The sequence below is a fragment of the Bradyrhizobium sp. 160 genome, from assembly GCF_023073735.1.
Lineage (GTDB): Bacteria > Pseudomonadota > Alphaproteobacteria > Rhizobiales > Xanthobacteraceae > Bradyrhizobium.
Genome location: NZ_JADPKD010000067.1, coordinates 273,830 through 285,323 on the forward strand (window position 1 = coordinate 273,830; position 11,494 = coordinate 285,323).

Annotated in this window: 12 protein-coding genes; 1 reads left to right on the forward strand and 11 read right to left on the reverse strand. The window is 63.6% G+C overall.

The features are described from left to right. Positions 1-35: 35 nt before the first annotated feature. From IVA98_RS28840 to IVA98_RS28890, 11 genes are all read right to left on the reverse strand, one after another. Positions 36-320, reverse strand: coding sequence for a cupin domain-containing protein (locus IVA98_RS28840; RefSeq protein ID WP_247301575.1), 285 nt, complete (start codon positions 318-320; stop codon positions 36-38). Between the two features lie 22 nt (positions 321-342). Beyond that, positions 343-1,440 carry a calcium:cation antiporter gene (locus IVA98_RS28845; RefSeq protein ID WP_247355989.1) on the reverse strand — a complete coding sequence of 366 codons (1,098 nt, stop codon included), beginning with the start codon at positions 1,438-1,440 and terminating at the stop codon, positions 343-345. A gap of 49 nt (positions 1,441-1,489) precedes the next feature. Continuing rightward, the gene (locus IVA98_RS28850) at positions 1,490-2,824 is read right to left on the reverse strand and encodes a sodium:proton antiporter (protein ID WP_247301571.1); all 1,335 of its coding nucleotides are present in this window, start codon (positions 2,822-2,824) and stop codon (positions 1,490-1,492) included. A gap of 97 nt (positions 2,825-2,921) precedes the next feature. Continuing rightward, positions 2,922-3,719 carry an alpha/beta hydrolase gene (locus IVA98_RS28855; protein WP_247301569.1) on the reverse strand — a complete coding sequence of 266 codons (798 nt, stop codon included), beginning with the start codon at positions 3,717-3,719 and terminating at the stop codon, positions 2,922-2,924. Between the two features lie 210 nt (positions 3,720-3,929). Next, entirely contained in the window at positions 3,930-5,327 is a 1,398-nt protein-coding gene (locus IVA98_RS28860) for an NAD(P)(+) transhydrogenase (Re/Si-specific) subunit beta (protein WP_247280178.1), read from the reverse strand. A gap of 39 nt (positions 5,328-5,366) precedes the next feature. Next, positions 5,367-5,684 carry a proton-translocating transhydrogenase family protein gene (locus IVA98_RS28865; RefSeq protein WP_235543528.1) on the reverse strand — a complete coding sequence of 106 codons (318 nt, stop codon included), beginning with the start codon at positions 5,682-5,684 and terminating at the stop codon, positions 5,367-5,369. 11 nt (positions 5,685-5,695) lie between these two features. After that, positions 5,696-6,823 carry a Re/Si-specific NAD(P)(+) transhydrogenase subunit alpha gene (locus IVA98_RS28870; protein ID WP_247301568.1) on the reverse strand — a complete coding sequence of 376 codons (1,128 nt, stop codon included), beginning with the start codon at positions 6,821-6,823 and terminating at the stop codon, positions 5,696-5,698. Positions 6,824-6,961: 138 nt separating this feature from the next. After that, entirely contained in the window at positions 6,962-7,114 is a 153-nt protein-coding gene (locus tag IVA98_RS28875) for an aa3-type cytochrome c oxidase subunit IV (RefSeq protein ID WP_008136857.1), read from the reverse strand. Between the two features lie 96 nt (positions 7,115-7,210). Further along, the gene (locus IVA98_RS28880) at positions 7,211-7,606 is read right to left on the reverse strand and encodes a type II toxin-antitoxin system death-on-curing family toxin (protein ID WP_247301566.1); all 396 of its coding nucleotides are present in this window, start codon (positions 7,604-7,606) and stop codon (positions 7,211-7,213) included. Between the two features lie 10 nt (positions 7,607-7,616). Further along, a complete protein-coding gene (locus IVA98_RS28885) occupies positions 7,617-7,841 on the reverse strand; it encodes an AbrB/MazE/SpoVT family DNA-binding domain-containing protein (RefSeq protein ID WP_124162834.1) in 225 nt (74 codons plus the stop codon). An 87-nt stretch (positions 7,842-7,928) separates the two neighbouring features. Next, positions 7,929-9,866, reverse strand: coding sequence for a M3 family oligoendopeptidase (locus tag IVA98_RS28890; RefSeq protein WP_247301564.1), 1,938 nt, complete (start codon positions 9,864-9,866; stop codon positions 7,929-7,931). Between the two features lie 127 nt (positions 9,867-9,993). On the opposite strand from IVA98_RS28890, the gene IVA98_RS28895 reads away from it, so the two are divergent. Beyond that, positions 9,994-11,490 (forward strand): sigma-54-dependent transcriptional regulator, encoded by a 1,497-nt coding sequence (locus tag IVA98_RS28895; RefSeq protein WP_247301562.1) that lies wholly within the window; start codon positions 9,994-9,996, stop codon positions 11,488-11,490. The last annotated feature ends 4 nt before the right edge of the window (positions 11,491-11,494 follow it).

Here is an 11,494-nt window from a genome sequence, read left to right on the forward strand (position 1 = left end):
ACTGCGACGGATCGATGGCAATCGGCAACGCCAACCTACGGTTTTAGCTCGACTTCAAGGAACACGATCTCGGTTGAGGTTTCGTTAAGTACGTCATGCTGGACGCCAGCCTTGCGGAAATAGGATTTCCCGGCCGCAAGCTGCGCCTTGGATCTCTCGCCGCTGGGCGCCACGATGGTCATCTCCCCCGCCACCACGGGTACAATCACGTAGTCCATTCCGTGCGTGTGATGCCCGGTGGCGCTCCCCGGCCCAAGTCGCCACTCGGTCACGCGAACCTGCGCGTTGTCGACCTGAACCTCGGACTGGGCGGCAAGCATCGGGAACTCTCCATGTCGCGCTTCAGGGCACGAAGACCATGAACACGTAGATGGCAAATACCACCATGTGGACCAGGCCGAACAGGACATTGGTCCTCCCGGTGCCGAAGGTCAGCATGCTCAAGAAGAAGGTCAGGAGCAAGAGCACGCTGCCCTGGGCGTTGAGGCCGAGTTCGAGCTCCTTATCGAGCGCGTAGGTGGCGACGCCGACGGCCGGGATGGTCAGCCCGATGGTCGCGAGTGACGATCCGAGCGCGAGGTTAATGCTCTTCTGGAGGTCGTTCTTGCGGGCAGCCGCGATGGCCGCGACGCCCTCGGGCAGCAGGATCAGGAGCGCGACCAGGAGACCGGCGAAGGCCGGCGGCGCGCCGATCCTGGCGCCCACGGCATCGACCACCAGCGAGAATTTCTTGGCGAGCAGCACGACCGCCAGAAGTGAGACCAAGAGCAGCGCCACGGTGAGTGCGAGCGCCCCACTTGACAGGTGCACCTCCCCGCCCTCGCCCTGCGCCCGTTCATGAACGAAGTAATCCTTGTGCAGGACGGTCTGCGTGTAGAGAAACACCGCATAAAGCGCGAGCGTGACCACGTCGACGAAACCGAGCTGAACCGCCGAATAGACCGGTCCGGGCGTGGTGGTGGTGTAGTTCGGCATGATCAGCGTGATGGTGGCAAGCGCAAACAAGACGCTGAGATAGACGTTGGCCCCGGAGAGCTGGAAACCCTGCTCGCGATAACGCAGGCCGCCGATGAAGATGCAGAGCCCGACGAGGCCATTGCAGACGATCATGACCACGGCGAACACGGTGTCGCGCGCGAGCGCCGGGGCGGGCTTGTCGCCCAGCATGATCGTGGTGATCAGCGCCACTTCGATGATGGTCACCGAGAGCGTCAGCACGAGCGTGCCATAGGGTTCGCCGACCCGCTCAGCGATCACTTCGGCATGATGAACCGCGGCAAATACGGTGCCGAACAGGATGATCAAAAGGACAATGGCGAAGACGAGCCCGCCGAGCGACAGCGTGAACACGTAGTTCGTCGCGCTAACAGCCGCGAACAACAGCACGGCCAGCGCCGGGAAGATCCTGGCCGACCGGGGCATCGGGTTATGTGCGCTCATCCACCGCTTCCATTTGCTGCCATGAGCAGTAGCAAATCAGGCGTGAGATTCAATGCCAGTGCAGGATCGGCGCGATCGGCAGCAGCGTCAGCAGCAGGAACAGCGGAATGAGCACGGCGCCGGCGCGCAACATATAGCCGAAGAAGCTCGGCATCTCGATGCCGTTCTCGCTGGCAATGCTGCTCACCATGAAGTTCGGCGCATTGCCGATGTAGGTGAGCGCACCCATGTAGACCGCGCCCATGGAGATCGAGGCGAGCGTCCCCGAGAGTTCATGCATCAGCACTTGCGGGTCGCCGCCGGCGAGTTCGAAGAACAACAGATAGGTCGGCGCATTGTCGAGGAACGCCGACATCAGGCCGGTGAACCAGAAATAGGCGACTTCGCGCGGCGCACCGTCCGGCGCCGTCACCGCCGACAACAGCCAGGCGAAGGCACCGTGATGGCCCGCATTGAGCATGGCAATGACGGGAATGATCGCGACGAAGATGCCGGCGAACAGTTTCGCGACCTCGCGGATCGGCTCCCAGGTGAAGCCGTTGGCCAGTCTGTGCTCGTCCGGCGTCAGCCAAACCGACAAGGCCGCAATGGCCAGCAGCACCAAATTGCGGACGACGTCCTCCAATTGCAGCTTGGTGCCGAGAATGTCGAAGGCAATGCCGGACTTCCACATCGCCGATGCCAGCAGGCTCGCGACGATGGCAGCGATCAGCACCAAATTGACAAGGCCGCGGATGCGCAGCGGCTCCCCGCAGCCTGTGTCGCCGGGCGGCGACTCGCTGCGGAAGCGCCAGACATCGATGGCGACGAAGATAGCGAGCAGCAGTCCGGCCACGATTGCGGTCTGCAACCAGATGGTACGCGTGGTCCAGAAGAAATCGACGCCATGCAGGAAACCGACGAACAGCGGGGGATCGCCGAGCGGGCTCAGCGCGCCGCCGACATTGGCAACCAGGATGACGAAGAAGATGACGACATGGGTATTGTGGCGCCGCAGCCGGTTGGCGCGGATCAAGGGACGTATCAGGATCATCGCGGCCCCCGTGGTGCCGACAATGCTCGCCCCCAATGTGCCGAGCGCGAGGATGCCGAAATTGGTCGCCGGCGTGGCCTTGATGTCGCCGGTGATGAGGATGCCGCCGGCCACGACATAGAGCGAGAACAGCAGCACGATGAAGCCGAGATATTCGGCGAGCATGGCGTGAACGAGCGCCGCCAGCGTTGCCATGCTCCCGGCAAAGATGACGAGCGCGGCGAGTGCCAGCAGCGACCAGGCCGCGGCGATCTTGCCGTAATGATGATGCCAGATTTTTGGAAACAGCAGCGGACCCAATGCGATCGACAGCAACAGGCCGGCAAAGGGCAGCGCATAGGGCCAGCGCATGGCAGCACCATCGAGCCCGGTCGCTGCCCATGCGTGTTGCGGCGATAACGCGAGGATCGCGGCGAAGGCCAGGCGCCAGGGCCACGTAACGAACTGCTTAGGATTCAATGAAGCGCCTTGCCGTTTCGATCGCACCGAAAGCATCGAGATTGTCGTGTCCGCCGCCCGCGAAGCGAACGAACTGCTTGGGTCCGCGGGCGAGCGCAAACAGACGCTCTCCGAATACGATCGAAATGACAAGGTCATTGGTGCCATGCATGATCAGCAGCGGCACCGTGACGCGCGCGATCCGCTCGTCGGAGCGAAACGGGTCGCGCATCAGGAGGCGCACCGGCACGAACCGGAACGCTGATGCGGCGATATCGACCGCCGAGGTATAGGGCGCCTCCAGGATCAGCTTGCCGATCGGATGCTCGGATGCGAGCGCGACGGCCACGCCGGTGCCGAGCGAAAAGCCCCAGGCGACGATCCGTTCCGCGGCATAGCGCCCCGACGTGAAATCGTAGGCAGCTGCGGCATCGCGCAGCAAACCCTCCTCACTCGGCGCACCGCTGGAGCCGGCATAGCCGCGATAGGACAGCGCGACGAGGCCGGTGCCGTCGGCCGTCATCGCCCTGAAGCGGCTGACGCGACCGGCGAGAAAATCGCCATTGCCCGGAAAATACAGGATCACGCGACGGCCACGCTTCGCCGGCACGTGCCAGACGATGACCTTCTCGCCGTCCGACGTGGTCAGGACATGCTCTTCCGCCTCGGGAAGGCCCGCAGCATCGGGTGCGGTGCGACCGGCGGGCGGGATCGGAAACATCATCTCGCGCTGGCGGACATACAGCACGAGGAGACCGGCGCAATAGACGGCCGCGAGCAGGATGGCGATCCACTTGACGATGGTCATGATACGCGGCCGGCCTTTCGGCTCACGGCTTGCGACGGCTCCGCAGCAATTTCATGACATGGGGCCGGAGGCTGGCCGGAACATCGCGGCAGCGGCACGCCGCCTTACGGGCGGCTTGCCGGCTGCGCGCTGCGCGCGCGTCGCTTTGGGAGCCATGCGATAGGACCGGTGCCATTCCTTTGTGATGGCCACGGTCCGTTTGCTTCCGCGCTACATCGCCTTGACGATGTTCTCGGTGACCTTCTTGGCGTCGCCGAGCAGCATCATGGTGTTGTCGCGGTAGAACAGCGGATTGTCGATACCGGCATAGCCGGAGGCGAGCGAGCGCTTGATGAACATCACGGTGCCGGCCTTCCAGACCTGGAGCACGGGCATGCCGTAGATTGGTGAGGTCTTGTCCTCTTCGGCGGCCGGGTTGGTGACGTCGTTCGCGCCGATCACGAAGGCGATGTCGGCCTGCGCGAATTCGGAGTTGATGTCCTCGAGCTCGAACACCTCATCATAGGGCACGTTGGCTTCGGCGAGCAGCACGTTCATGTGGCCGGGCATGCGGCCGGCGACCGGGTGAATGGCATATTTCACCTCGACACCTTCCTTCTTCAGGATGTCGGCCATCTCGCGCAGCGCGTGCTGGGCCTGCGCCACCGCCATGCCGTAGCCGGGCACGATGATGACCTTGGAGGCGTTCTTCATGATGAAGGCCGCATCGTCGGCCGAGCCGAGCTTGGCGGGCTTCTGCTCGCCCGTACCGCCGCCGGCCGCAGCGGTCTCGCCGCCGAAGCCGCCGAGGATGACCGAGATGAAGGACCGATTCATCGCGTGGCACATGATGTAGGACAGGATCGCGCCCGAGGAGCCGACCAGCGCGCCGGTGATGATCAGCGCAGAATTGCCGAGCGTGAAACCGATGCCGGCAGCGGCCCAGCCGGAGTAGGAGTTCAGCATCGAGATCACGACCGGCATGTCGGCGCCGCCGATCGGGATGATCATGAGCACGCCGAGCACCAGGGCGAGGATGACGATCAGCCAGAAGTCGAGCGCGCTGCCGGTCAGCACGAGGCCGACGATAAAGAACACCAGCGCCACGGCGAGCGCGATGTTGATGACGTGGCGGAACGGCAGGATAATTGGCGCGCCGCTCATGCGTGCGGAGAGCTTCAGGAAGGCGATCACCGAACCGGTGAAGGTCAGCGCGCCGATGGCGACGCCGAGCGACATCTCGACCAGGCTCTGCGGATGGATGTTGCCGGGAGTGCCGATGTCGAAGGCCTCGGGCGCGTAGAACGCGCCGGCGGCGACCAGCACCGCGGCCATGCCGACCAGCGAGTGGAAGGCGGCGACCAGTTCCGGCATCGAGGTCATCGGCACGCGGCGGGCGATCACGGCGCCGATCGCGCCACCGATGGCGATACCGAGGATCACGAGGATCCAGGCGACGCCGTCCGCTGGCGGATGGCTGGCGAGGGTGGTCGCAACCGCGATGCCCATGCCGATCATGCCGAACAAATTGCCCTGGCGCGACGTCGCCGGGCTCGACAGCCCGCGCAGCGACAGGATGAACAGCACCCCCGCCACGAGATACAAGAATGCAGAGAGATTGGCGTTCATCTCAGGTCCCCATCTGTCCCTTCAGCCCGAGGTGGCCGCTTACTTCGACTTCTTCTTGTACATCGCGAGCATGCGCTGCGTGACAAGGAAGCCGCCAAAGATGTTCACGCAGGCAAAGATGAGCGCGACGAAGCCGAAGCCGCGCGCCCAGCCCGAGCCGCTCGAGATCATGCCGACGCCGACCGCGAGCAGCGCACCGACCACGATCACCGACGAGATCGCGTTGGTCACGCTCATCAGCGGGGTGTGCAGCGCCGGCGTCACCGACCACACCACGAAATAGCCGACGAAGACGGCGAGAACGAAGATCGACAGCCGGAAGATGAAGGGGTCGACGACCTGTGCAGCATGCTCCATGGCGACTCTCCTTAAACCTTCGGCTGGAAGTTCGGGTGGATGACGGCGCCGTCTTTCGTGAGCGCAGTGGCCTTGACGAGTTCATCGTCCCAGTTGACGGCGAGCTTCTTCTCTGTCTTGTCGACCATGGTCTCGATGAAGGAGAACAGATTGCGTGCGTAGAGGCTGGAGGCAGAGGCCGCGACGCGGCCGGCGACGTTGGTGTAGCCGACGATCTTGATGCCATCGAGGTCAACGACCTCGCCGGCCCTGGCGCCCTCGACATTGCCGCCGCGCTCGACGGCGAGATCGACCAGCACCGAGCCCGGCTTCATCGACTTGACCATCTCGGCACTGACGAGCTTCGGCGCCGGTCGGCCCGGAATCAGCGCGGTCGTGATCACGATGTCCTGCTTCTTGATGTGCTCGGCCGTGAGCGCGGCCTGCTTGGCCTGGTACTCTTTCGACATTTCCTTGGCGTAGCCGCCGGCGGTCTGCGCGTTCTTGAACTCCTCGTCCTCGACGGCAAGGAATTTCGCACCGAGCGATTCCACTTGCTCCTTGGTGGCGGGACGCACGTCGGTGGCGGTCACGACGGCGCCGAGACGGCGCGCCGTCGCGATCGCCTGGAGACCGGCAACGCCGACGCCCATCACGAACACCTTGGCCGCGGGTATAGTGCCGGCCGCCGTCATCATCATCGGGAAGGCGCGGCCGAAGGCCTCGGCGCCCTCGATCACGGCACGATAGCCGGCAAGATTGGCTTGCGAGGACAGCACGTCCATCACCTGCGCACGGGTGATGCGCGGCATCAATTCCATCGCGAAGGCGGAGACGCCGGCATCGGCCATCGCCTTCAGCGCCGCCTCGTTGCCATAGGGATCCATGATGGCGATGACGAGCGCGCCGCGCTTGTATTGCGAGAGCTCCGACGCCTCGGGGCGCTTCACCTTGATGATGATGTCGGCGTCAACAAGCGCATCAGTGCTGATGGTGGCGCCCACGGCGGTGAATTCGGAATCCGGCAGGCCCGACTTGAGGCCGGCGCCCGGCTCGACGGCGATCTCGGCGCCCAGCGCCTTGAATTTCTTCACCGTATCAGGCGAAGCGGCGACCCGCGGCTCGGACGGATCGATTTCCTTGGCAACGGCAATCTTCATGAGGCCTCCGGCGGCGCAGGACAGCGCGCGCGCAAACTAAAGCGTTACTCCCGCGGCGTTCGATACCGGTTCTGGGACCGGTTTGTATGCAAATTTTCTGGGCAGCTGCTGCCGCTGGCGTGTGCAGCTGCCGATCGATCAGGTGAGGAAGATCGCCATCAGGATCACGATGAGCGCGACCGAGGCCGTGCCGTACTTCACCAGCTTGATGAAGCCCTCGTAGGTCTGCTCGTGCGCAACGTAGTCGTTGCCGTCGGCGGTGGTGTACGCCACTTCGCTATGGTCAGCCATGGATTGTCCCCAGTCGAAAGTCGAATTCTTGGCTGGGATACCGCAAACTTTCGGGCAGGGCAACGGCACGCGGGCGCGGTTTTCCCGCAAATGAGGTCATTTGGAATTCCAATTGTCGCGGATCCAGCGCGCCAGGCTCTGCTCGCTGACTTCGCCGGCGGCGAGCGAGAGAATCATCGTTGTCGCTTCCGCGGGAGCGGGACTGAAGGCGACGCCGTTCTTGTGAAGGAAGACCATCATCGCCATGAAGGCGATGCGCTTGTTTCCATCGGCAAATGCATGGTTCTTCGCGAGGCCGAACGCGTATGCTGCAGCGAGTTCTTCCATTGGCGCCTGTTCATAGCGCCATTTGTTGATCGGACGCTCCAGCGCCGAACGCAGCATGCCCTCGTCGCGCAATCCGGGCGCGCCACCGAAGCGCCGGAGCTGTCGGCTATGAATTGCGACAGCCTGCTCGTAGGTGACCCAGAATGGCTCCTGAGGATCACTCATGCGCCGGCCGCTATTTTGCCAGCGCGGCGAGCGTATCGCGATACTTATCCATCACCTCATCGGCGATTTCCATCGTCCGCTCGAAGTCGGGGTCGTAAGGCAGCAATTGAAAACCCCCACCGGGCAATTCCACGACATGCAATTGCTGCCCGCGTTTGAGATCGAGCCGCTGCATAAGCTCGCGGGGCAGCAACAACCCGTCCGAATTGCCGATCTTCTTGATCTCGATCTTCATGGCTAACCTCCAGCGGTTATACGGGTGTATAACATTGCTGGACTCTTGGTTCAACAGACGTTTTACGCCCCGTGAGAAGCCAGCCACTCAGGCCATCTTCTCCAGCTCGTCGATCATGCCGGCGATGACGCTGAGCCCGCCATCCCAGAACTTCGGGTCCTTGGCATCCAGCCCGAACGGCCGCAGCAGCTCGGAATAATGCTTGGTCCCGCCGGCGGCGAGCATGTCGAGATAGCGTTCGGCGAAGCCCTCGGCCGCATTCTCGTAGACCGCATAGAGCGAGTTCACGAGGCAATCGCCGAAGGCGTAGGCGTAGACGTAGAACGGCGAGTGGATGAAGTGCGGAATGTACATCCAGTAATTCTCATAGCCCGCCTTGATCTCGATCGCAGGCCCCAGGCTCTCGCCCTGCACCGACAGCCAGATCTCGCCGAGCCGCGTCGCGGTGAGCTCGCCGTTCTTGCGCTCGGTATGAACCGCGCGTTCGAACGAATAGAACGCGATCTGCCGCACCACGGTATTGATCATGTCCTCGACCTTGCCGGCGAGCAGCGCCTGGCGCTGTTTTGCGCTCTTGGTCTGCGCCAGCAGCCGCCGGAAGGTCAGCATCTCGCCGAACACGCTCGCGGTCTCCGCCAGCGTCAGCGGCGTCGGCGCCATCAGCGCGCCGTTCTTCGCGGCGAGCACCTGATGCACGCCATGGCCGAGCTCGTGCGCGAGCGTCATCACGTCGCGCGGCTTGCCCTGGTAGTTCATCAGCACGTAAGGGTGCGCCGACGGCGTGGTCGGATGCGAGAACGCGCCGGGCGCCTTGCCCGGACGCACCGGCGCGTCGATCCAGCGATCGGTGAAGAAGCGCTCCGCAATGTCGGCCATCTTGGGTGAGAAGCCGCGATAGGCCGTCAACACCATGTTCCGCGCATCGGGCCAGCCGATGACATCGGTCGCGGCAAAGGGCAGCGGCGCGTTACGGTCCCAATAAGCGAGCCGCTTCTTGCCGAACCACTTCGCCTTCAGTGCGTAGTAGCGATGCGATAATTTTGGATAGGCCGCGCGCACCGAGGCGACCAGCGCATCCACCACCTCGCGCTCGACGCGGTTGTTGAGGTGCCGGGAATCCGCAACATCCTGAAAGCCGCGCCAGCGGTCGGAAATGTCCTTGTCCTTCGCGAGCGTGTTGGTGATCAGCGCAAAAGTGCGCTCATTGGCCTTGAAGGTCTTCGCCAGGGCTTCGGCGGCGGCCTTGCGCTTTGCGCCGTCTCGGTCCTGCAACAGATTGAGCGTCGGCTCGATCGCGAGCTCTTTTGCGCCCACCTTGAAGCGCAGGCCCGAGATGGTCTGGTCGAACAGCCTGTTGAAGGCGGAATAGCTGGTCTGCGCCTTCTCCAGGAAGAGCTGCTCGAGCTTATCGTCGAGCTGATACGGCTTCTCCTTGCGCAAATCCTCGATCCAGGGGCGATAGTGTGCCAGCTCCGGTGTCTGCATCGCGCGGTTCAAAATGTCGTCATCGATCCGATTGAGCTCGAGCGCGAAGAACAGAAGATGTGTCGACGCCGCCGTCAGGCGCTCGGACACGTCGCCGTAAAACTTTGAAATCGCAGGGTCCACGCTGTCGCCGGCGTGGACCAGGCCGGCATAGGAGCCGAGACGGCCGGCGAGGTCGTCGATCGCCTCATAGCGTCGCACGGCTTCAGCGAGCCATTTTCCGCCATCTTCGTTTGCTGTCCCTGTCGCGAGCTTGCCCTTGTAGTCCGTCTCGAACGCGACGCAATCGGCATCCATCTTGTCGAGGTCGCGCGCCACTTCCGGCGCCTCGATCCCCGAATAGAGATCGGCCAGGTTCCACTCCGGAAGCTTGCCGGTCTTGCTTGCAGGCTTTGCAGGCGGAGACTTTATCGGTGAAGGCCTGGAGGACTTTGCTTTGGCGGCGGATTTCCTGGTGCTCGGCTTGCGGGGAGCGGACTTGCTGGAAGCGGGCTTCTTGAGAGCAGACTTCTTGAGAGCGAGCTTGGAGCGCGAATTCATTGTGTGGGAAACCTGTGTTCAACCGTCGCGACGGCGGGCGTGGGCATCAAGGTTTAAGAGTGCGTTAATCGGCTTCGGCCAGAGTGCCCCGATTCGAGACAGATAGTTGTAGCGTGCAGGGAACACCATGGCTGCCAGTATTTTGATCGCCGACGACGACGCTGTAGCCCGCCGGCTGGTCGAAAACATGGTGCAGAAATGCGGCTACGAGACGGTCGTCGTGGATTCTGGCGACGCCGCGATCGCTGCCCTCACCGCTCCCGACGCCCCGACCATCGACGGCGTCATCCTCGATCTCGTGATGCCCGGCCTCGACGGCATGGGTGTGTTGGCGAAAATCCGCGAAGCGGGCCTCAGCATCCCCGTCATCGTGCAGACCGCGCATGGCGGCATCGACAACGTGATCTCGGCGATGCGCGCCGGCGCGGCCGATTTCGTCGTCAAGCCGGTCGGCTTGGAGCGGCTTCAGGTTTCATTGCGCAACGCGCTGAACGCCTCCGCACTGAAGGGCGAATTGCAGCGCATCCGTCACAGCCGCGAGGGCCGCCTGAGCTTCTCCGACATCATCACCCGCTCCGAGGCGATGGCAGGCGTGATGCGCGCCGCGCAGAAGGCGGCGAACTCCTCGATTCCCGTGCTGATCGAGGGCGAGTCCGGCGTCGGCAAGGAGATGTTCGCGCGCGCCATTCATGGCAGCGGCGAGCGTAAGGCAAAACCCTTTGTCGCCGTGAATTGCGGCGCGATTCCCGACAACCTCGTCGAGTCCATCCTGTTCGGCCATGAGAAGGGCGCCTTCACCGGCGCCACCGAGCGGCACATGGGCAAGTTCGTCGAGGCTCATGGCGGCACGCTGTTCCTGGACGAGATCAGCGAGTTGCCGCTGACGGCGCAGGTCAAGCTCTTGCGCGCGCTCCAGGAAGGCGCGGTCGAGGCGGTCGGCGGCCGCAAGCCCGTCAAGGTCGACGTGCGCATCATCTCCGCGACCAATCGCAAGCTCCTGGAGCGGGTCAAACAGGGGCACTTCCGCGAAGATCTGTTTTATCGCCTGCACGTGCTGCCGCTGACGATCCCCTCGCTGCGCGCCCGGCGCGAGGACATTCCGCATCTGCTGCGGCATTTCCTGGCGCGCTTTGCCGCCGAGGAGAACCGCACCATCACCGGCATCAGCGGCGAAGCGGTGGCGCACCTCGCCCAGCTCGACTGGCCCGGCAACATCCGCCAACTCGAAAACGCGGTCTACCGCGCGGTGGTGATGAGCGACGGCGACCAGCTTGGCCTCGGCGATTTTCCCCTGCTCGCCTCGCAGCCGCATCCCGCAACCGAGATTCCGACTGCGCCACTGATGCTCGAGCCGATTGCGGCGCCTTCCTTGGTATCGGGTAACGAAATACCGATTGCTCCCCTCCCGTCGGCGGGAACTCTCTGCATGCTGACCGCGAGCGGAGATGTCCGCGCGCTGGAGGACATGGAGAACGAAATCATCCGCTTCGCGATCTCGCATTACCGCGGGCAGATGTCCGAAGTCGCCCGCCGCCTCAAAATCGGCCGGTCCACGCTCTACCGCAAACTCGACGAAGCAGGGGTGCCCGGCCATGGCGGGAAAAGCGACGAGGAGACGCACTGAGCCG